Source organism: Pseudorhodoplanes sp. (assembly GCF_050250235.1).
GTDB lineage: Bacteria > Pseudomonadota > Alphaproteobacteria > Rhizobiales > Xanthobacteraceae > Pseudorhodoplanes.
In genome coordinates, this window is sequence record NZ_JBFWPA010000023.1 from 33,595 (window position 1) to 54,857 (window position 21,263).

Below are 21,263 nucleotides of genomic sequence, written 5' to 3' on the forward strand. Positions count from 1 at the left end.
TTGATCGTGGCCAGGCCGCTCGGATTCGTCGGCTGCGGTCACATGGGCGGCGCCATGGCGCTGCGTCTGGTGGAGGCCGGATATCCGCTGGTGGTGTGCGACCCCGACGCGGCGGCGCTCGCACCGCTGATCGAAAAAGGGGCAACCGCATTCGAAACGCCGCGCGAGGTTGCCGACCGCGCAGAAATCGTTTTCGCCTGCCTGCCGTCGCAGGAGATCAGCAAAGCGGTCGCCTGCGGCGACGACGGGGTGGCGCACGGCAAGGCGATCCGCATCTACATCGAGTCCTCGACCATCGGACAGCCTACCGTAACGGCCATCGCCGACAGGCTCGCTGCCGCGAACATCGCCGTGCTCGACATGCCGGTCAGCGGCGGCCCAAGCTGGGCGCGCGAAGGCAAGCTCACCACCATCCTGTCCGGACCGGAGCATGCCCGCGACGCGGTTGCGTCGATTCTCTCACGCCTCGCCGGCCGCACCATCGTGGTCGGCGACACGGCCGGGCTCGCGCAGGTGGCGAAGATCGTCAACAACGCGCTGTCGCTCACCGCGATGATGATCACCTCGGAGGCGATGGTCACCGGCGTCAAGGCCGGCGTCGATGCCGCCGCGCTGATCGAGGTCATCAATGCCGGGACCGGACGCAACTCGGCAAGCGTCGACAAGTTTCCGAAATCGGTCCTGCCGCGCAAATTCGCCTATGGCGGGCCGATCGGTATCGGGCTCAAGGACATGGAGCTCTATATCGATCTCGGCCGCACGACGGGGGCATCTACGCCGGTCGGCGCGACGGTCGCCGACATGTGGCCCGTCATTACCGAGGATGTCGGCGCGCACAGCGACCTGACCGCGATGGTCCGCTATTTCGAAAAAATCGCCGGCGTCGAAGTCCGCGGCGATGGTCACGACGATCCCACGCAGTCAAACTAGGCACGGGAGCAAAATCCATGAAAAGCATGTTCGCCGCGTCGGCTGTCTTCGCCGCTCTTTGCGGAACCGCCTTCGCGCAATCCGACTATCCGAACCGCCCGATCACCATCATTGTCAACATCACGCCCGGCAGCGGCACCGACCTGATCGCCCGCACCGTCGCCGACGGACTGAAGACCATCCTGAAGCAGCCCGTGGTGGTCGAAAACCGGCCCGGCGCCGGAGGCTCGATCGGCGCCAATGTGGTCGCCAATTCCGAGCCGGATGGCTATCGGCTGCTCGTCACCTCCTCCGCCATCGCCTCGCTGCCGGCGGTGCAGACGTCCCTGCCCTACGACACCGAGAAAGATCTCACCCCCATCGCGCCGCTCGCCGATCTCCCGGCCGTGGTCTGGGTCTCCCCCACCAAGGGCATCAAGACCATCAACGAACTGGTGGAGAAAGCGCGCAAGGCGCCGGGCGAAGTCATGTTCGGTTCGAGCGGCGTCGCCAGCGCCTCGCATCTCGAAGTCGAGCGCATGCGTGCCGCCACCGATATCAAGCTGGTGCATGTGCCCTATCGCGGCGCGCCGGAAGCGATCGCCGACACCGCGGCGGGGCGCGTCGATTTCGTGATCGCGCCGCTCGCCTCGGGCCGCGCCTTCATGGACAACAAGCAGTTGATCGCGATCGCGTCGACCGCCAAAAAGCGCTCGCCGCTGATCCCGGATGTCCCGACGATCACGGAATCCGGCCTCAAGATGCGGATGGGCGCGTGGGTTGGCCTGTTCGGTCCGAAGGGCATGCCCGCCGACCTCGTGCAGAAAATCCACGCTGCAGCCATCGCTGCGATGGCCTTGCCGGAATCGAAGGACCGGTTTGCCAAACTCGGCGGCGACGTGATGCCGCTGTCGCCGGCCGAGTTCAAGAAGCTGGTCTCCGACGAAATCGCCGAGAACAAGGAATTGCTGAAGAGCCTGTCGCAGGAAAAGAAGCACTAGTCGCCGCGTCATTCCGGGGCGTGACGAAGTCGCGAGCCCGGAATCCAGAACGACAAGCTACGAAATCTCGGCTCTGGATTCCGGGCCCGGCCCTGCGGGCCGTCCCGGATGACAATCACTCCCCGCGCTTGGCGAAATAGGTCTCGCTGTCGTATTGCGCGCCGATATGCAGGCCGCCATCGACAATGACATGGGTACCGGTGCAGCCGCGCGACGCGTCGGAGCAGAAGAACAGGATCGGGTCGGCGACCTCATCGGGCAAGAGCCATCGCCCGAGCGGAACCTGTTTCGGAACCGCCGCCCTGCTCTTCGCGTCGATCTTGGCGTCCATTTGCGGGGTCATGATCGGGCCCGGCAGCACTGCATTCACGCGGATATTGTCGCGCGAAAGTTCGAACGCCGCATGTCGCGTCAGACCCAGCACACCGGACTTCGCCGCGGTGTAGCTGACGCCGTTGTTGAACGACATCTGGAACGCAGCGAGCGAGCCGACCGTGACGATCTTCCCGCCGCCCGCGCGCCGCATCGCCGCCGTCACCGCCTTGATGCAATAGAATGGTGCCGTGAGATTCAGGCCGACAATGCGACCCCAGTCTTCCGGTGTGGCGCTCTGAATCGTGGTCGGCGAACCGCCTCCCGCGACATTCACCAGAATATCAATCCGCCCGAAGGCGGCCTCCACCTCATCGACGGCGCGGCCCACCTCGTCCCATTGGGTTACATCGACACGATGCACCGAGAGCGCGCCGGACGACGACGCCTTGAGCTGATCGAGCCGGCCCCGGTCGCGGTCGAACGCCGCCACGCTCGCCCCCGCTTCCAGGAAGCGTTGCACCGTCGCCGTTCCGATGCCACCCGCCCCTCCTGTGACGATCGCGACGCGGCCCTCGAACTCACCCCTGGTCATTCTGTTATTTTCCGTTGAGTGGAAAGACCTTTTGTTGAACGGAATGATACGGACTGATAACAGACTTGCCAAGCGCGCGCGGCATCGCGGCCGCGCGGGGAGTCACTCGGAGAGAAGTCCACATGACCTATAGCGTGACCGACATCGCGAAGGTGATGCAGACGCCGCTCAAGCTCAACAGCAAGCCGGGTGACAAGATCCTCGTGATCACCGACACCCGGATGGATCCCGTGCTGTGGCAGGGCCTCCAGAAGGCCGCCAACGATCTCGAGATCGAGCCTGTGATCGCGATCATGAATCCGCGCGCGGCGCATTCCTCCGATCCGGCAAGCCCGATCTATCGCGCCGCGCTCGATCCCGAACTCGATCTCGTCATCTATCTCACCTCGACGGCCATGGCGCATGCCCGCATCACCGACGACCTGATCGACAAAAACCAGCGCTTCATCCTCATGGAGGAGCTCAATCCGGCCATGCTCGGTCCCGATGGGCCGGCCGGCGCCGACTATGCCGCCATGAACGAGGTCGGCCTGCGCATCGCCAAGGCCTATACCGAAGGCGACACCTGCCACGTCACCTGTCCGAACGGCACCAATCTTACCGCCAGCATCAAGGGCCGCCCCGGCCGCTCGATCGCCGGCATCCCGATCCGCATGAAGCCGGATGGCGGCGGCGGTTGCGCCTTCCCGGACGGCGAAGCGCATGTCTGTCCGGTGGAAGGCACCGGCAACGGCACCGTCGTGTTCGACCTGACCGCACATTCGGTCGGCGCGATCAAGGAGCCGCTGAAGCTCACCATCGAAGACGGCTGGGTCACCAAGATCGAGGGCGGGCGCGAAGCGGCGATCTGGCGCGACATCCTTGAAAAGCATGGCGACCGGAACAGCTACAACTGCCCCGCCGAAATCTCGATCGGCCTCAATCCGAAAGTGACGCCGACCGGCTGGATGCGCACCGACAAGAAGATGTACGCCACCTCCCATATCGGCATCGGCGACACGATTGCGCTTGGCGGCACCTGCCATGCCAAGCTCCGGCTCGAGGGCGTGATCCGCCATCCGGAAATCTCGGTCGACGGACAGACGCTGACACGCGGCGGCAAAATTCTGGTCTGACCGGATGGCGGGGCGACTGCCGTGCGCATGATCTCCGCAGCAGAAACAATTGACGCCCTGTCGATTGCCGAAGCCGCGGACATCATCGCCGATACCTACAGGGCACTCGGCAACGGCGACGTCGAACCATCCACCCCATCGGCCATGCGGGTGGCCGGTCCGCCGCATCGCATCCAGCTGAAGGGCGCGACCCTGAAGCATGACGGCATTGCCGGCGCGCGGCTCTCTTCGCGCGGGCATCCGCGCCTGATGCTGTGGAATCTCGATAGCGGCGCGCCGATCCTGTTTCTGGAGGAGAACTGGCTCTATGCGTTCCGCACCGGCGTGTCCGCGGCCGTGGTGGCGCGCTGGCTGATGGCGCGATCGCGCCCCCGGATCGCGCTGATCGGCGCGGGCGCAATCGCAACGCATATGGCGCACGCCTTCGGCGAATTATGCGCGCCCGAGATCATCACGGTCGCGTCGCGGACGCGCGAATCCGCCGAACGGCTCGCGGCCAATGTTCGTAACGCGCGCGTGGTGGTCGCGGATTCGATCGAGGATGCGGTGCGCGGCGCCGATATCGTCGCCACCATCACCACGGCGCCTGCACGCATCGTACGATCGGGCTGGCTGAAGCCCGGCGCGGCCGTTCTCCCGATGGGCGGCGGCCCGGAATTCGATATTGGCGCCTGGCGCGGCTCCACTCACCGCTTCGTCGACGATCTCGATTATGCGCTGTATCAGGGCGATCTCGCCGGCTGGGTCGCCGACGGGGCGCTGACCCAGGCGGAGGTCGCCAACAACATCATCGGGATCGGCGAAGTGGCGAATGGCCGCTGGGCCGGACGGCGCAATGAAAATGAAAGCGTGCTGGCAGTGATCCAGGGCCTGACCGCGCTCGATCTGGCGCTGGCCTACCGGATTCTGCAGAAGCGGAACTGATGCTTCATCTGGTGTCGCTGCGGACAGGAAGGGTCGCCAGTTCGTCCCCCGGGATATCCACCCGCTCGGGATGCGCCATCAGATAGCGCCCAGCCTTGTCCACCCCTAGCGTATGCACGTAGAACGAGGTGGTGTCGCCATCGCGCGCTTCCATCACCGGCGACGGCGCCGACACGATCACCAGACGCCCGCAGCGGCCGATCCAGTCGATATGGCGGTGGCCGTGCATGACGATGGCTCGCCGCGCGATCCGCTGCACCTGGCGCACGAACCACGAGCCGTTGATCAGCGCGGTTCCGATCCGCTCCGACAGCTTCAGCGCGGGTGTCGGGTATTCCACCATGTGATGATGCAGCGCGACGATCCACTGCGCCTTCGGAAATTGCCGGACCACCGCATGCATGGCGCGCGACTGTTCCGCCGACATCAGCCCGAGCGCATTGGTGAACGAGAAATGCGTCAGCGCGGTAGAGTTCAGCAGGATGATGCCGAGCCCGTCATCGGTCCCGGGCGGCAGCACGACCGGAAAGGCCTCGGCCCAGACCCGCGCGAGCTTCGCTGACAGCCGGATCGTGCCGGTATCTGCGAAGGTCGCGATGTCGTCGGCATAAGGCGCGAGCGCCTCGTCCAGGGTCTTGCCCAGCCGCCGTTTCTCCAGATCGACGACATGCGTGCGTTTGCCCTGTACGGCGGAGATACCGGACAGAGCCCGCATCTCGCGCAAGCGTCGGCCCGGGCTGGTCGGAAAATCGAGCTTCGCCGGATTGGAGCGGTCGACCACGTTGATATCATGATTTCCGGGGAGAATGAGGCAGCGTTCCGCAATTTTCGGGTGCCGCAGCATCGCTACAAAAAACTCCGCCCATTCCGCCGAGCGTCCGGCATCGGTGATGTCGCCGGTGATCAGGATATGGTCGAGCGGATTTTGCGCATGCATCTCTTCAAGCCGTGCGAGAACCCGGGCGAGCCTGCTGTTCCCCTGCGGACCGAGGCGTCCGCTTTCCAGCCGGAAACCGAAGCGCTCCCCAACGACATGGACATCCGACAGATGGACCACGCGCCACGACCGTTTCAGCACCGACGCATCCACGAAATCCCACCAGCCGCGCGGCTGGTCCATCGACGCATCGGCCAGGCCCCACACGAAGGTCACCGCCGTGCAATAGGCGAACAGAATCACGCCGGCATTGGCGAGCGCCGGAACGATCAGGCTGACCGGCGACAGCAGATCGGCGAATTCCGCGCTCCAACGCGTATGCGGTCCGATCAGCCAGACGATGAACAAGGAAATGACACACAGGAGGAGTCCGGCGGCCGCCGCGCTGAAGGCACGCAGCCGCGCGCGGCGCTCCTCGTCCAGCCAGCGCCCCAGTGCAATCTCGGAAAAATGGCGGATGGCCTCCCGGGACAATGCGTATAGCGGCTGTACCGCCATCGCGTTGAGCGCCCAGAATGCCTGCTCCGCGATTCGGAACAGGGTGCGACCGCCGAACCATCCGACCGCGAGTACGATGAGAATGATGGCGAAGGTGAGCAATCCGCCATAGGTGGACCCAATGCTACGCGAGAAAGTCGCAAGCCATGCCGAGCCGATCAGCGGCGTTAGTCCGAGCAGGATACACGGCAGCGCCACCAGCAGCAGCCAGGCGGCGATGAGCTTCGGCAGACTGATCTCGACCAGCAGCGTGCCGGCAAGCGACAGGAGCGAACGCCCCTTGGTGCTGGACGTGTCGTCTTCGACGTCGCCCTTGCGTGGATCGAGCAGCAGGGTCATCCGGCCTCGCGCAAGGGCACGACCCGTTCGTCGCGCATCATGCCGTCATCTTCGCGGAATGCATCTGCGCTGACGGGTGATCTGCTTCTTGCCGCCCACCTTTGTGTGATTTCCACCGATCACTTCCTTGATCTGACCTTTCGGGCAGCTCCCGTCGTCGACCAGCACACGTTCTCCTTCCTTCATGGCACCCATGGCCGGCTCGCGCTTGACGATCTGGGCACCGGCAGGTTCCGACAAAGCCGCAACGGCGAGAACGGCGATCAGAAGAGTTGGCAACATGGGCATTGCGATTGTCCTCGGATTGGCGTGTGACGGGTCGGATTATAGCCTGCCGTCGTCCGGATGCTCCGCCGATTCTGGGCGCGCCGGAGCGTTTCCGCCGCCATCCCGCTTGCGGTGGCCGTCGAGCGTCGTCTGCAGCCGTTCGAATTGCAGCCCGATATCGCCCCGCATCGCTTCAAGCGAACCGAAGCATTCGGTTAGAGTGGCGATGCGCTGCTCCATTTCGGCCTTCGTCTTCGCGAGGCGTTCAATCCGCGCGCCGATCGTGTCGCTTTCGTCCTTCTCGAGCGAGAGCAGGGCCGCGTCGAGGCGATCCTGCGCTGTGACCACGCCGCCGAGCAATGCCTTCACTCCCGATTCAGCGTGCTTCAGCGGGGTCAGTTCAGACTGCAGCTTTTCCAGCCGACCCCGGATCTCCGACAGGCTTTCAAATGCCTGCTCGAGCGCGCCAAGGCGGGTGTGACCGCGGTTGAGGAAGCCCTCCGCCTCTTCGAGTCGCGTATGGAGATTCTTTCCGCTTTCGTCCTTCTCCAGGTCGCCAATAGTTCGCTCGATCAGCGCCTGCCGCTCCTTTATTTCGCCAAGCATGGGCTCGATCGTGCGACGCTTTTCCGAGACCGATCCCAATTGGGCGCGCAACGATTGCTGCCGGCTCCGAATTTCGTCGATTCTGCTCTGCAGATCGACGGCTTCGTTCTGGACCGCCTGTTGCGACGTCCGCGTCTCCGCCTCTGCCAATCGCTGCTGAACGTCGTCGATGGTCGCGACCGGATCGGTGCCGACAAGATGTCGCACCGCGGCGTCGGCGCCACTCTGCTGTTCGTCCGCAGCCGCGCTGTCATCGCGCAGTCCGCTCATCCTTTTCTGCAGAATGTCAAGGGCCTGAGACTGCTGTGCGATTTTGCTGGATTGCATCATCGCGACAGCCAGAATGAAAACGAATACCGCGACGACGACAGCGATCGCAATTTTTTGCTCGATCGGCGCACCGACAATTGCGTCCCAGATGGCGCCCGGCGCTGTGCCCAGGCTCTGCTGAAACACGACAACAGCCCCAACAACCAACGCGCCGCCGATAATCAGTAAAACACGCATCGCCAGTCCCCCGCCCTCTCCGCGCATCGCCCGAAGCGAACCTCATAGGCATATTGGGGAGCGGCGCAAGCGCAGCGGCCGGATTTTCGAATTTCGAGCAAATTCCGCCCTCGCCTGACGGATCAGAAAAAATTCCATCCTCCTAATGACATGGCCTGTCTGAATGGCGCATCGGCCGGCATCGGCACGATCTGAATCGTCGATCAAAATCCTGCGAGTGGCGATCAGAAATCGGCGGGCGCGGATACGCGCGTCGCCAGCGGCCAGCAGGTCGGCCTTGAGGAAGCACGCTTCAACCTTGATGACCGTGACGCCGAGACCGCAACCCTTCGACGCTGTCATGGGGTGCGACACAATAGGGTGGCGCGCGGTACCGTTTCAAACGGCTTATGGCCCTCCCGCATCCCGATGGTGTCGTAACCGCGGCGTCAATGTCCGAGTGCCGTCTCCTCATGATCCGATCAGAGCTGGAAGCTCGGCAAGCGTCTTGATTTCATCATTCGGAATTCCGGGAAGGCGCTCACGCCGTTGTCCGTAGCGATTGCACCAGACCACCTGCATCCCGAATGCCGACGCAGCATAGGCATCCCATGCATTGGATGACAGGAAGCAAATGCGCTCCTTCGGAATGCCGAGCCGGTCCACGGCAAGCTGATATACTTTGCGGTCGGGCTTGTAGATGCCGACCTCTTCCACCGACAAGACCGCGTCGAACAATCCATCGAGTTTCGCGTTCTTGACGACGGCATCGAGCATCCGAGGGGTGCCGTTCGACAGAATGGCCAGGCCCATTTCCGCGCCCTTGAGGCGGCGCAACAGGGCCGGAACCTCGGGGAACGCATCAAGCGCGAGATACAGCGCCATCAGCCGGTCGCGCAGCTCGGCCCCCTGCAGGCCGAGCGTTTCCATGGCGAAGTCGAGTGCGTCGCCGGTGACCTGCCAGAAATCCGCATGCCGATTCTGTACCGCACGCAGCCATGTGTATTGCAGCTGCTTGTCGCGCCATAATGCCGTCAGCTTGTCAAAATCGTCGCCGATTTCGGTGCGGCAGCCGCGTGCCGCCGAGGCAAAATCGAACAGAGTCCCATACGCGTCGAAAACGCAGGCCCGTATGTCGTTTAACGTCGCCATGCCAAGACCGATCTTGCCTGGGACAAGCTTGCTATCTGGGCAAATATCGCCGGTCCCGACGTCCAACGCAATCCGGCTGGCCTTCGGCGCACGCACCCTCGAGGAGAGAATGCCATGACACTCCTGATTTCGAACAAGGAGCGGCGCATGGAAGTCACTTGCTTCCGAACGCGATGCGGTCTTTGCGCGCACCTCGGTTGCACCAACGAAGTGATGGGCTGGGCTCTCGTGTGGCCCGGGCAATGCGTCCAGCACAGGCGCCGCGTCCGCGGGGCGTTGAGCGTCGGAACGGTCACGCGCAGCTTGACGTCCGGCGCAGACAAACCATTCATGATCGTATCAAGAGCGTATTCGCCAAGCTGTTCGCGTGCAGCATTGTCTATTGCTGCGCGCCCGAATATTGCAGGCTGATCTTGGCCGAGACCTCCCGCAACCTCGGCACCAGGACATTGTCGACCTGGCCTTGCGGCAACGCGTCGCGCAGGAAAATCAGTGCCATCGCAGCGATCGCGGAGTCACCCGAAAAGACCGGGACAGAAATCGCGCGCGTCCCCTCGATCGGTGTGTTGTAGTCCTGGACACCATAGCCGCGCGCAAGCGCTTCGGAAATCCTGACCCGCGTCTTCTTCGCAACATCGGCGCGCTCCGACGCCTTTTCCTGCAACAACGACGAGCGGATGATATCCTCGCGCAGCCGCGGCTTCGACCACGCAAGAAGTGCGATACCCGAAGCGGAATGAAGGAGCGGAAACCGCACATGCTCGAACCGCCGCAGATTGATCGGCGCACTGTCGCGATTGGACACCTCGATGACCATGGTTGCGCCTTCGCGGACCATGAATTCCGCCGGCCATTTCACCACGGTCGCGAAGTCGTTGAGCATGCGGCGGATGATCTGGGTGGGCGCGCTTTCGCGGTGGAGCGAACTGAACAAATCGCGCACGCGAGGCAGCAACCGGTAGCCCTTGTTCTCCGCGCGCTCGACATAGCCGGCCGCTCTCAGCGTATGCAGCAGCCGGACGATCGTGGCCTTCGGGAGGCCCGTGGCGTCGACCAGCATTGAAAGGCTGGCCGGCGAAAATTCGTTGATGGCCGACAACACGGAGAGTCCACGTTCGAGCGCATGTACTGTTTGCGGTTGATTGCCAGCCATGGGCTGCTCCGGGCGGTGAGACCAGTTCCGCGTTTTGGTCCATTGTGCGGACCACCGGTCTATTCTGCTTCCTCTCGATCACCCTGTGAAGTCACTATTCGCCTAACCGCCAAAAAGGCGAAAACGACTCATCTGGGAGGATGCAATGCAGGTCGGACGTTGGAATCGTCGATCGGTTTTGAAGGGCGCGGCGGTGTTGCTGGGGGCGACAGCCGCGCCGGGCGCGCTCGCGCAAAACCAGAATACGGTTCGCTTGATTTACCCATTCGCCGCCGGAAGCGGAGGCGACACCCTGGCCCGGATCGTGGCCGAGAAACTCAATGCGGGGCTGTCAGTGCCGGTGATCGTCGAAAACCGCACGGGCGCTGCCGGCCGGATCGGCGTCAAAGCCGTGGTGGCGGCGGAGCCCGACGGAGCGACGTTGCTGTTTGTGCCCAATCCGCCGGTCGCGATCTATCCACACTCCTACCCCAACCTCGAATACGATCCGGTGCGTGATCTGACGCCGGTCTCGCTCGCGGCAACCTTCGATGTCGCCCTCGCGGTCTCCTCGAAGAACGACATCAAGACCGTCAAGGAATTGATTGCCTGGGCGAAGGCCAACCCGTCACAGGCGAATTACGGTTCGCCCGGCGCCGGCGGGCTCGGGCACTTCCTCGGGGTCATGGTCGCGACCGATACCGGTCTTGACCTCAAGCATGTCAGCTATCGCGGCTCTGGAGCGGTCATGGCCGACCTCCTTGGCGGGCAGATTCCTATCGCCGTAATTCCACTTGGCGATGCGCTGGAACTGCATCGCGGCGGCAAGGCGCGGGTGCTCGCGACATCGGGCGACGCACGGTCGCCGCTCCTGCCTGACGTGCCTACGATGAAGGAGGCCGGCATCAACGCCCAGGGCCAGGGGTGGTATGCGGTCTACGCGCCCGCCAAGACCCCGCCCGAGACGGTGAAGCGGCTCAACAGGATCATCGTCGATGGCCTGTCGGATCCGGCGACCAAAGAGAAGATCCTGAAACTGAACATCGTCCCGCGAACGTCGAGCCCGGAAGAACTGGCCGCTTTCCGCGATGCGGATAGCGCGCGCTGGGCGCCGGCAGTCAAGGCATCTGGATTCAAACCACAACCATGAAGCTGTTCTCATACAAGAACCGCCCGGTCCATTTCGGACCCTACCCTTTGGAGCGGCTGCGCCGGTCATCGGCGCCGCCCGACCTCGCCACAGTTCCGAGGATGGCGCCGGTCTCGTTCGACGACCCGGACAATCCGGAATCGCTCGTCAACGCGATGACGCGCTATATCGGCATGTTCGACGTGGTGCGGGACGGCGCGGTGACGCCGATCCCCGCGGAGATTCCTGACGACCCGCAGCAGCGCTCCGACCATCTGAAGGCGGCCGGCTATTATTACGACGCCACCATGGTTGGCGTCGCCGCATTGCCGGAAGCGGCCCTTCTGAAAACGCCGATCCGCAATCCGAGCCTGCCGGTTCTGGTGGCCGAGCTGGAAAAAGGTCAGCCCAAGAGCTTCGCCGCTGGCATCGATGTGATCTATGCCGACGTGCTGGACTCCGCGCGCAAGACGCTGGGGCCGATCCCGCATCACACCCATGCGCTGGTCTTCCTGGTCGAATATACCCGCGATCCGGCGCCCTCCGAACCCGGTACCGAATGGTTCATGGACAGCCAGGCGCAGCGCGCCGGCCTGCTCGCCGCCAACACCGCGATCCTGCTGTCGAGCTATATCCGCCTGCTCGGCTATGAAGCGCGCGCGCATACGGTGACGAGCAGCGACGTCGATCTGAACAGGCTCGCGGTCGCGGCGGGGCTTGCGCATGTCACCGCAGATGGCGACGCGATCGAAAACCCCTATGTCGGACGCCGCTTCGGCCTCGCGGCGGTGACGACAACGCTGGCACTGGCACCCGACCTGCCGCTCGCCGCGCCGCGTTTCGCCGACCGGCTCCACAGCCACGGGCCTGCATGGTGGCTCGGCAAGGGCACCGTGAAGAATGCCTTCAACCGCGTCCCTTATCGCAACCGCCCGTTCCATCTCGGCGCCTATCCGTTCGAGAAGCTGAAGCGGCGCGACGAAACCACGACCTTCATCGACGAGCCGCGTGTCCCGCGCTTCCCCAAACGCGCCGACTTTTTCGCCCGCGCCGTATTCGGCGACATGGGCAAGGAGATGCAGAACAACGCCAAGGGCGGCTTCTATGTGCAGAAATCCGCCATCGGCGCCTGCGCCCGCCGCGCGCTCGGCGCGCTGCTGCTGCTGCAATTCGGCGAGGCGCGCGGGCCGGTCTCTGCGTCGGTCGCCGACCCAAAGCGCAACGCCGCGAACGTGAAGGCGGCGTCCTACTACATGGCGACCGACGCCATCGGGCTCTCACGCTGTCCGGAATGGGCCTATTACAGCCACGACGCTGCCGGCAACGTGATGAAGCCGTATCACAAGAATGCGGTGTCCATGCTCTACGACCAGGGGCACGAGACCTTCGAGGGCGCCAGCGGCGACGACTGGTTTTCCGTCGCGCAAAGTATGCGCGCCTATCTGCGCTTCTCGCTTCTGGGTGGAGTGATCGCCGAGCAGATCCGCAGGCTGGGCTATTCGGCGCGCGTGCATACTGTGCTGGATGGCGACGTGCTGCAGCCGCCGCTGCTGCTGCTGTCGGGTCTCGGCGAGGTCTCGCGCATCGGCGAGGTGATCCTCAATCCCTATCTCGGACCGCGGCTCAAATCAGGCATCGTCACCACCGACCTGCCATTCAGCTACGACAGGCCGCTCGATTTCGGATTGCAGACCTTCTGCAACAATTGCAACAAATGCGCGCGCGAATGTCCGTCCGGCGCCATCACCGCCGGACCGAAGCTGATGTATAACGGCTACGAGATCTGGAAGTCGGACGCGGAAAAATGCGCGCGCTACCGCATCACCAATCAGGGCGGCGCGATGTGCGGGCGCTGCATGAAGACCTGTCCGTGGAATCTGGAAGGGCTGTTTTCGGAAGCGGCGTTCCGCTGGGTGGCGATGCGCTTTCCGCAAGCCGCGCGCTGGATCGCCTGGCTCGACGACAAGCTCGGTCGCGGCGGCATCAATCCGGTCAAGAAATGGTGGTGGGATATCGATCTGGATCGCGCCACCGGGCAGCACAAGCGCGCCAAGGCGACCCATGCGCGCGGGCTCAACCGCGAACTCGACCTCAAATACGAGGATCAGACATTAGCGGTGTACCCGGCCGATGTGATGCCGCCGCCGTTTCCCGTGCCGTTCCCGGTCAACCGCGAGGCGGGGATCGAGCGCTACCGTTCAATGTTGTCGCCTGACGAACACAAGGCAAGGCTCGTGCGCGGCGAAACGGCCGGTCTGGTGCCGCAATTCAAGATGCCTGACGGACCGCCGCCGGTCTTTCCGGTGATCCTGAAGCGCCGCGAGGACATGGCCGAGGACGTCGCCCGCTTCGAGTTCGTCGCGGCCAATGGCGGCGAACTGCCGAAATTCGACGCGGGCGCGCATGTGGACGTGGTGATCGCGCCGGAATATCTGCGGCAGTACAGCCTGGCCGGCAACCCCGCCGACAATTCCAAATATGTGCTCGGCGTTCAGCGCGAGCCGCAGGGCCGCGGCGGCTCCATGCTGATGCTGCGCGCGTTCCGCGAGGGCCGTCGCGTTTTCATCTCGCCGCCGCGCAACCACTTCCCTCTGGAAGAAGGCGCGACAAAGTCGTTCCTGTTTGCAGGCGGCATCGGCATCACGCCGATGCTCACCATGGCACATCGGCTGCACGACTTGGGGCGCGATTTCGAACTGCATTACAGTGCTCGCAGCCGTCCGTCGGCCGCGTTCATGTCGGACCTGTCGCAGGTGCCTTGGCACAATCGCGTGCGACTGCACATGAAAGACCAAGGCGCTCGTGCCGATTTCGACCAATTGCTGCCCCGCTATCAGGACGGGTTTCATCTCTACACATGCGGATCGCCGCGCTACATGGACGGGCTCTACGCAACCGCCGATGCCAAGGGGTGGCCGGAAGAGGCCCTGCACCGCGAATATTTCACCGTGCCGGAGCCGCCAGATTATGTGAACGAGCCGTTCACGCTGAAGCTGGCACGCAGCGGCAAGCAGATCGAGATTCCCGCCGACAAACGGGCGACCGACGTACTGGCGGAGATGGGTATCGTCGTGGATACGAAATGCTCCGACGGGATCTGCGGCGTCTGCGCGGTCAAGGTCCTGTCCGGTGAGGTCGAACATCGCGATCACGTCCTGAGCAAGAAGGAACGTGAGCAGAGGATGATCCTGTGCTGCTCGCGGGGCGCACAAGCCGGCAGCGAGATCGAAGTCGACCTCTAGGCGGCGGCAAATTTCGTAATCATGTCGCGGACGGAGACCATCGATATGTCGGATGATAGATATGAGAACAGACAGAATCTGGAGATTTTCTGCTGGCCGGAATTGATGGAGACGTTCCAGACCCTGGTCGAACGGGTGATGGTCGCCGAGAACAATCTGAGCCGGCAGATCCGCAGCGAGATTTTCACAATGGCCAGCATCGCCGGCGGTTGTCAGCACTGCCAGGCGCACGGTGCCTACACGCTTCACATGATGGGCGTCGGCGAGGATCGGATTCGGGACATCTGGACCTTCGAACAATCGGCGGAGTTCAGTGCAGCGGAACGGGCGGCCCTGCGTCTGGCGCGAGATGCGGCTCTGGTGCCGAACGAAGTCGTGCCTCAGCATATTGCCGAATTGCGCAAGCATTACTCCGACCGCCAGATCGTCGAGATGCTCGCGGTCATCAGCCTGGCCGGCTGGTACAATCGCTGGAACAACTCCATTGCGACCGTGACCGACCAGGAATCGGTCGACTGGGCCGAGTCAAGCCTAAAGACAATCGGCTGGGAATTGGGCAAGCATGCCGGCGCTCCGCACGAGCAGCGCCGGAAGCATCCCCGCTCGACCGATCCGGATCGGGTCGAATATTGAACCGAGGAACAACGCCATGGATCAACGCACCCTGCCCGCACCGCGCCTTGCGCCGCTGCCGCCCGAAACCACGCCGGACCTGAAAGCCCAGTTCGATGCCACCCACAAGCGCATGGGCTTCGTGCCGAATTCCATGCTGATCATGCAGCGCGATCCCAATCTGACGCGCGCCTTCGCCCAGATGTCCGCGGCAATCTGGACCCCGGACAGCAAGGTCGACCTGAAGCTGAAGCGGCTGATTTCGCATGTCGCCAGCCGCTCGGCCGGCTGCCGCTATTGCATGGCGCATACCGCGGAGGGCGCGGCCAAGCTCGGCGTCGAACAGGACAAGCTCGACCAAATCTGGAGTTATCAGACCAGCCCGCTGTTCACGCCGGCCGAACGCGCGGCGCTCGATGTCGCTGTCGCCGCCGGCTGCGTGCCGAATGCGGTTTCTGACGAAATGTTCCTGGAATTGCGAAAGCACTGGAGCGATGAACAGGTGGTGGAAATCGTTGCCGTGATCGCGATGTTCGGGTTTCTGAACCGCTGGAACGACACATTCGCGACGCCGCTCGAAGACGCGCCGCTGCATTTCGGCGAAACCCATCTCGCTGCGCAGGGCTGGGACGCCGGCAAGCATCGGCGCTGACACGCGCACGGTGCCGCGTCTTCCGGTGGTGGCTCTTGCGGCGTCAGCGCGGCGCGCACGGAGGGCAGACACGGCCTTTCGCTGCGATCGGGATTGCGCCCCCGGAGAGAATGGCCGCGACGATACCGCTCATCAGGCATCATGGCAGCCGCCATCAACGGAGCAGCCAAATCACAAGGCGTATTTTGGCTCGCTGGCTGCGATCTCTGCCTCGGGCAGTCCAAGCTCGCGCCGCACGATGTTTGCCCCGCGCACGATCGCGATCATCTTGTAGAAGGCATGCGTGCGGCTCATGCCCTCGCGGCCGAATCCGCAATCGGAGCTGAGCAGCAATCGCTCCGGCGGCACCGACTTCAACGCCTTGCGGATCAAGGCCGCGATGTCTTCCGGCAGCTCGATCTGGAGCGTGCGATGATTGACGACACCGATGCAGAGCTTTTTTTCGTTGCCCAGCACGCTCGCGACGTCGGCTATCTCTGCGCCTTCGTTCTCGACCGCCTCGATCGTGATGACATCGACGTCAAGGCGACCAAGGTATGACAAGGTGGGCTTGTAGGACGGACGCTGCCCCAGCCTCTGGGCAAACGGATTCCCCCAGCAGGTGTGACACCAGACCTCGGTCTTGTCGCGCAGCCCGGCGACCTCGCGGTTGAAGGCATCGATGTAATCGTCGAAGGACACCTCGCCCATCACGCCGCCGCTGCCGTGCAGGCAGGGCTCCTCGAGCTGGATAACTGCGCAGCCGGCATCGGCGAGGCGGTGATGCTCGGCGTTCAACGCCGCCGAAAACGCGAAGAGCTGCTCGAGACGATCCTTGTAATAGCCGCCGATCACATAGCGATCAAGCATCTGCCCGCAGCAGCTTCCCACCTTGACCGGCTTGTGGGTCAGGCGTTGCGCCACTTTCCAAACGGCATCGTATTGCAGCGTGCCGGGCCCGATCGGCCCGACCACCTGAGGCGGTCGCACCGTGCTGATGAACTCGCTCATGATATCGCCCGAATTCTCGGCGCGTCTGACGAAATCGGGCCGTCGCTGACCGCCCGGGTTCGGGACGCCGCGCTCGCGCGAACTCAGGCCTTCCATGCGGTCGAAGGCATAGCCGAACCAGGAACGTCCGCCGATGTCGTTGTCGAACCGCATCTCGCCGTCGGTGACCAGATCAAGCCCCGCGCGGCACTGGTCGCCTATCAGGGCGCCGATCGCATCGCTATATTGCTCGCGATAGGTAGCATCACCGTTGAATGCGGTGAGAAAGCTGCGCCCGTTCAGGTTCTCAGAAAACCAGTGCGGGCGCGGCAGCGAGCCGGTGATCGTGGTGGCGAGCGGCGTATCTTTGGTTGCTACGAACATGTTTCAGCCGCTTCACTTGATGTCATAGCCGATCTTGTCCGTCACGGTTACGATCCTGCCGGTCTTTTCGTCCCACTTGTAGACGCGGTAGGCTTGGCGCAGCCGGAAGTGATTGGCCTTGTTCCATTCGATGGGCGCGCCGCGCATTCCCTTGAGGTCCACCTTGATGTTTTCAAGCGCCGCCTGAATCTTGGCGGGCGAAACCGGCCAGCCGGCCTGTTTGAGCGCGGCCTCGATCACCAGCGCTCCGATCCAGCCATCGCTCATCTGGTTGGCCGGATAACGGCTACCCACCTTTGCGACTGATTCCTCGATTTCCTTGTGGACAGGCAACTGCTCCTGAAACAGCGTGTTTGTTCCGATCACATAGAAATTCGGATCCTTCAGGCGCTTGAGTTCGGTTTCCGCTTCTTGATGGGCCCAGGCGATATAGCTGCCGGTCCATCCAAGGCGTCGCAAGGATTCAAAAAGGCGAGTCTGCATGATCCAGGGCGCCCATGAGTAGACCCATGTCGGGTTCGCGTCCTTCAGCTTGGTCGCGAAGGAGGTGTAGTCGGCCGTGGCCGGCGGAATGAGTTCCTTGCCGACCGGGGTCATGCCGAGGCTCTCGGCATGTTTCTCGGCGAACTCAATTTCCGCACGCGAAAGCGGTATGATGGCGGCGGCGAAGCCGATGCGCACCGGCTCCTTTGCCGTTTCCTTGATGAAGCTCAGTGCGCCGCGGCTGTCGTAATTCGATGCGAAGGCGGTCGTGCAGAACTGGCCGGCCGCGGCTGGCGGATGCACTTCCTTCGGACAGGCAGAACCGACGAAAAGCACCGGCACCCCGGCGCGCTGCGCTTCGGCCAGGGTCGGCGCGAAGGTCGACGACAGGCCGGAATGGATGATCAGGGACACGTTCTCCTGCGTCAGCAGGCGCCGGACATTGGTGCCCGCCTTCAGCGCCTCGCCCTGATCGTCGAGAATGACGAACTTGACCGGCTTGCCGTTGATGCCGCCACTCGCGTTGACCCGATCAAAATATATCCGGATGCCCTCGATAACCGGAGCGAATGTCGATGCAGTGGGGCCCGTCAACCCGGCGGTCGCGCCGATGACATACCCATCTTGAGCTAGCGCCGATCCGGCAGCCATCGCCGCGGTGGCGATACCCAGTAGCATCCGTCGCATCCGTCACCTCCCAAGATTTATTGTTTCCGTTCCGTGCGCGATCGCATGCGGACAGGCTTCCGGTTCATGTTGCAACCTGCCGTTCGGCCTGCTTTCGTAACCGTCGTCAGGCTTCTAGAAGCCTCACTCCATTCGTACCGGATCGCCAAACGCCTCGCGGTGGGAACGCTTCGATTTCTGCCGCTGAAATGCAACGCCAATGGAGCAAACCCGCAATCGATTTATCATCATCGGTTTCCGTACAAATTCTCATGCGAAAGAGTACTGGCCGCAGATGGGACGTAAGAGTGCCTGCTTTGCAGTGCGACCACGCACTGCTACAGGTAGTCGCAGGTGTCGACCTGGCTCAAGCTCCCGTCAGACGCATGAATCTTGATTGTCCTCGTCCCGACCCGCATCCGCGACCTGCAACCTTTCCGATCGCGCCGGGCGCATGCGACTGTCATGCCCATGTCATCGGACCAAGCCACCTGCACCCGTTCGTGCACGACCGGGCCTACACGCCGCCCGACGCGCTGCTTCCCGACTATCTGCATGTGGTGCGCATGCTCGGCCTTCAGCGCATCATTTTGGTCCAGCCGAGCATGCATGGAACCGACAACACGGTCATGCTCAACGCGCTACGGGACGCGCGCGCTGAAGGCATACAGGGCTACGCTATTGCCGGAGTCGAGGAGGATTGCAGCGAGGAGGATTTGCAGCGCTTGCATGACCGGGGCGTCCGCGGCATCCGGCTGAACATGATCTATGGTGGCGGGAATGCCGCCAATATCGGCGCCGCTGCGAAACTGGCTGGGAAGCTTGCGCCGCTTGGATGGTGTCTGGAATTGCTTCTCGACGTCTCGCATTTCGGCGCGAACCTGACCGAATTTGACGACCTTGGCGTTCCGCTGGTGATGGATCATTTCGGGCATATGGCCGCGCACAAAGGCCCGGACGATCCGGGCTTTCGCGCATTGATCGAACTCGTCGAACGCGGCAACACATGGGTCAAACTCTCCGGGTCGTATCGCCTCGCGGGCGATACCGACTTCCGGGCGGATGTGAAGCGCCTGGCGCGGGCGCTGGTCGAAGCGGATCCGGAGCGGATGCTGTGGGGGACGGATTGGCCGCATACCCTGTGCTCCATTCCGATGCCCAACGACGGCGACCTGCTGAATCTTCTGGCCGACTGGGTTCCGGACCCGACGACACGGACTCGGATCCTGGTTCATAATCCGGCAGCGCTATACGGTTTCGAAGCGGGAAAATCAGGAGGTACCGAGTGAAATTGTTCTGGACGCCCGCTTCGCCCTTCGTGCGCAAAGTCATGGTCGCGGCGATCGAATGCGACCTTGATCACCGGCTTGAGGTTCACCCAACTTACTGGCCCCACGAATGGGCGACTCAGACGGTCGATTTCGATCCGCAATTCATCGCGGCCAATCCGGTTGGCCGCATTCCCACGCTCGTGACCGAAGATGGCATCGCGTTGCCGGAGGCGAACTGGATCTGCAGCTACCTCGACTCGCTGCTGGAAACGCCACGGCTGTTCCCGCTTTCCGGCAAGCCGCACTGGGAGATGCTCCGGGTACTCGCGATAGCCGATGGCGCGATCGAGGCGATGATCCTCCGCCGCGCCGAGACATTGCGTCATCCGCCGGAGCGCTCTGAGGATTTCATCGGCAAGCAGCGCGCCCGCATCGCTCGCTGCCTGGATGAGGTCGAGAAATCCTTGCCGGCTTTCCGAGAAAGCGCGGTCGACATGCGCCATATCTCGATCGCGATCGCATGCTCCTATATGGACTTCCGCTATGAGGCGGATCACTGGCGAAATGGGCGCCCGGTGCTGGCCGCCTGGCACGAGCGCTTCTCGCAACGTCCTTCGATGACGCGCACCCAGCCCGGCGAGACGCCGCAATCACCCGGCCGTTTGCATCGCTGACATCGACCGGCAAACCGCTGGCAGCGTTGCTGCATCGCAGCTTGACTCTGAGCCTCACGAGTTCAAGCATTGCCGATATCAAAATGGCGTTTCATTATTCGAAATGGCGGTCGTGACGGAACAGACGGTTGCAAGCGCGCGTGACACCGCAAGTCCGGGCACCTCCACCTTGGACCTCGGTTTGCGCATCGTTGAATTTCTGGTGCGCGAAGAGCGGCCCGCGCCGCTCGGCAAGATCGCAGGTACCTTGTCGGCCTCGAAGGCGACCGTTTATCGCCATCTGCAGACCCTGGTGCGACATGGCTTTGCCCGGCGCTGCGCGGAGAGGGGCAGCTACCAGCCCGGCGTGAAGCTCCTGGTACTCGGCGAGGCGTCACGGCGTTCATTCGACGTGGTTCCGCTTGCGCGGGACGAACTCACTGAGCTCGGCAAGTCCACCGGACAAACCGCCAGTGTCGCGGCCCTCGTCGACCACGAACTTGTGGTGCTCGACATCGTGCAGGGCCATTCGGTCGTCGAGTTCGGCACGCGTCCGGGCACGCGCCTCGGGACCCATGCGAGCGCACTTGGAAAGGTCTGGCTCGCCTTCGGGCCCGAAGACGAACGCGCGCGCGTACTGTCCGCGCCGCTGAAACCATGGACCTCCAACACAATCGTCGAGACGACGACTCTCGAACGCGAGGTCGCGCAGGTAAAGAAGCGAGGATGGGCAACGGCGCCAAACGAGACCATCATCGGAATAAACACGATCGCGGCGCCGGTCTTCAATCATCGCGCCGAACTGGTCGCATCGCTCGGCATCACCGGCTCGATTCAGTTCATCGAGCCCACGCCCAAGCGCGCATTGATCGAAGCCGTGGTCGCCGCCGCAAAGCGCGTGTCGCGACGACTGCAAAGCGGATCGTGAC

The 21,263-nt window shown here is 63.2% G+C and carries 20 protein-coding genes; 12 read left to right on the forward strand and 8 right to left on the reverse strand.

Going from position 1 to position 21,263, the window contains the following annotated elements; genetic code table 11:
* The first annotated feature begins 6 nt into the window (after positions 1–6).
* Positions 7–930 carry an NAD(P)-dependent oxidoreductase gene (locus AB7F49_RS12765; protein WP_428522851.1) on the forward strand — a complete coding sequence of 308 codons (924 nt, stop codon included), beginning with the start codon at positions 7–9 and terminating at the stop codon, positions 928–930.
* 17 nt (positions 931–947) lie between these two features.
* Positions 948–1,910 (forward strand): Bug family tripartite tricarboxylate transporter substrate binding protein, encoded by a 963-nt coding sequence (locus AB7F49_RS12770; RefSeq protein ID WP_428522853.1) that lies wholly within the window; start codon positions 948–950, stop codon positions 1,908–1,910.
* Positions 1,911–2,025: 115 nt separating this feature from the next.
* Here AB7F49_RS12770 and AB7F49_RS12775 read toward each other — a convergent pair whose 3' ends face one another.
* A complete protein-coding gene (locus AB7F49_RS12775; RefSeq protein ID WP_428522855.1) occupies positions 2,026–2,817 on the reverse strand; it encodes an SDR family NAD(P)-dependent oxidoreductase in 792 nt (263 codons plus the stop codon).
* A gap of 122 nt (positions 2,818–2,939) precedes the next feature.
* Between AB7F49_RS12775 and AB7F49_RS12780 the strand changes: the two genes are divergently transcribed.
* Entirely contained in the window at positions 2,940–3,932 is a 993-nt protein-coding gene (locus AB7F49_RS12780; RefSeq protein WP_428522856.1) for an aminopeptidase, read from the forward strand.
* Between the two features lie 27 nt (positions 3,933–3,959).
* Positions 3,960–4,856 carry an NAD(P)-binding domain-containing protein gene (locus tag AB7F49_RS12785; protein ID WP_428522858.1) on the forward strand — a complete coding sequence of 299 codons (897 nt, stop codon included), beginning with the start codon at positions 3,960–3,962 and terminating at the stop codon, positions 4,854–4,856.
* Positions 4,857–4,860: 4 nt separating this feature from the next.
* On the opposite strand, the gene AB7F49_RS12790 is transcribed toward AB7F49_RS12785, so the two are convergent.
* The 3 genes from AB7F49_RS12790 to AB7F49_RS12800 are packed head-to-tail and all read right to left on the reverse strand — an operon-like array spanning position 4,861 to position 7,503.
* Positions 4,861–6,630, reverse strand: a complete 1,770-nt coding sequence (locus AB7F49_RS12790) for a metallophosphoesterase family protein (RefSeq protein ID WP_428522860.1) — start codon at positions 6,628–6,630, stop codon at positions 4,861–4,863.
* A gap of 45 nt (positions 6,631–6,675) precedes the next feature.
* Complete coding sequence (locus AB7F49_RS12795) at positions 6,676–6,918, reverse strand: DUF6719 family protein (RefSeq protein ID WP_428522862.1); 243 nt, start codon at positions 6,916–6,918, stop codon at positions 6,676–6,678.
* Between the two features lie 36 nt (positions 6,919–6,954).
* Positions 6,955–7,503: a hypothetical protein gene (locus AB7F49_RS12800; RefSeq protein WP_428522864.1), complete on the reverse strand. Its 549-nt coding sequence runs from the start codon at positions 7,501–7,503 to the stop codon at positions 6,955–6,957.
* Between the two features lie 39 nt (positions 7,504–7,542).
* Here AB7F49_RS12800 and AB7F49_RS12805 point away from each other — a divergent pair, with 39 nt between their 5' ends.
* Positions 7,543–8,001, forward strand: coding sequence for a hypothetical protein (locus AB7F49_RS12805; RefSeq protein WP_428522866.1), 459 nt, complete (start codon positions 7,543–7,545; stop codon positions 7,999–8,001).
* Between the two features lie 459 nt (positions 8,002–8,460).
* On the opposite strand, the gene AB7F49_RS12810 is transcribed toward AB7F49_RS12805, so the two are convergent.
* Together AB7F49_RS12810 and AB7F49_RS12815 are read right to left on the reverse strand one after the other, a co-directional pair.
* Positions 8,461–9,141 carry a haloacid dehalogenase type II gene (locus AB7F49_RS12810; RefSeq protein WP_428522867.1) on the reverse strand — a complete coding sequence of 227 codons (681 nt, stop codon included), beginning with the start codon at positions 9,139–9,141 and terminating at the stop codon, positions 8,461–8,463.
* Between the two features lie 379 nt (positions 9,142–9,520).
* Positions 9,521–10,294, reverse strand: coding sequence for an IclR family transcriptional regulator (locus AB7F49_RS12815; RefSeq protein ID WP_428522869.1), 774 nt, complete (start codon positions 10,292–10,294; stop codon positions 9,521–9,523).
* A 145-nt stretch (positions 10,295–10,439) separates the two neighbouring features.
* Between AB7F49_RS12815 and AB7F49_RS12820 the strand changes: the two genes are divergently transcribed.
* The 4 genes from AB7F49_RS12820 to AB7F49_RS12835 are packed head-to-tail and all read left to right on the forward strand — an operon-like array spanning position 10,440 to position 15,908.
* Complete coding sequence (locus AB7F49_RS12820; RefSeq protein WP_428522871.1) at positions 10,440–11,423, forward strand: Bug family tripartite tricarboxylate transporter substrate binding protein; 984 nt, start codon at positions 10,440–10,442, stop codon at positions 11,421–11,423.
* Positions 11,420–14,644 carry a 2Fe-2S iron-sulfur cluster-binding protein gene (locus AB7F49_RS12825; protein WP_428522873.1) on the forward strand — a complete coding sequence of 1,075 codons (3,225 nt, stop codon included), beginning with the start codon at positions 11,420–11,422 and terminating at the stop codon, positions 14,642–14,644. The genes AB7F49_RS12820 and AB7F49_RS12825 overlap by 4 nt, the downstream gene beginning before the upstream one ends.
* A 45-nt stretch (positions 14,645–14,689) precedes the next feature.
* Positions 14,690–15,277, forward strand: coding sequence for a carboxymuconolactone decarboxylase family protein (locus AB7F49_RS12830; protein WP_428522875.1), 588 nt, complete (start codon positions 14,690–14,692; stop codon positions 15,275–15,277).
* Positions 15,278–15,293: 16 nt separating this feature from the next.
* Complete coding sequence (locus AB7F49_RS12835; RefSeq protein ID WP_428522877.1) at positions 15,294–15,908, forward strand: carboxymuconolactone decarboxylase family protein; 615 nt, start codon at positions 15,294–15,296, stop codon at positions 15,906–15,908.
* Between the two features lie 171 nt (positions 15,909–16,079).
* Here AB7F49_RS12835 and AB7F49_RS12840 read toward each other — a convergent pair whose 3' ends face one another.
* Together AB7F49_RS12840 and AB7F49_RS12845 are read right to left on the reverse strand one after the other, a co-directional pair.
* Positions 16,080–17,261 carry a hypothetical protein gene (locus tag AB7F49_RS12840; RefSeq protein ID WP_428522879.1) on the reverse strand — a complete coding sequence of 394 codons (1,182 nt, stop codon included), beginning with the start codon at positions 17,259–17,261 and terminating at the stop codon, positions 16,080–16,082.
* A 12-nt stretch (positions 17,262–17,273) separates the two neighbouring features.
* A complete protein-coding gene (locus AB7F49_RS12845; protein ID WP_428522881.1) occupies positions 17,274–18,431 on the reverse strand; it encodes an ABC transporter substrate-binding protein in 1,158 nt (385 codons plus the stop codon).
* A 365-nt stretch (positions 18,432–18,796) separates the two neighbouring features.
* Between AB7F49_RS12845 and AB7F49_RS12850 the strand changes: the two genes are divergently transcribed.
* The 3 genes from AB7F49_RS12850 (at position 18,797) to AB7F49_RS12860 (ending at position 21,262) form a co-directional block, all read left to right on the forward strand.
* Positions 18,797–19,699, forward strand: coding sequence for an amidohydrolase family protein (locus AB7F49_RS12850; RefSeq protein ID WP_428522883.1), 903 nt, complete (start codon positions 18,797–18,799; stop codon positions 19,697–19,699).
* On the forward strand, positions 19,696–20,355 hold the full coding sequence (locus tag AB7F49_RS12855) for a glutathione S-transferase family protein (protein ID WP_428522885.1): 660 nt from the start codon (positions 19,696–19,698) through the stop codon (positions 20,353–20,355). The genes AB7F49_RS12850 and AB7F49_RS12855 overlap by 4 nt, the downstream gene beginning before the upstream one ends.
* A 112-nt stretch (positions 20,356–20,467) precedes the next feature.
* Complete coding sequence (locus tag AB7F49_RS12860) at positions 20,468–21,262, forward strand: IclR family transcriptional regulator (protein WP_428522887.1); 795 nt, start codon at positions 20,468–20,470, stop codon at positions 21,260–21,262.
* Position 21,263 lies beyond the last annotated feature (1 nt).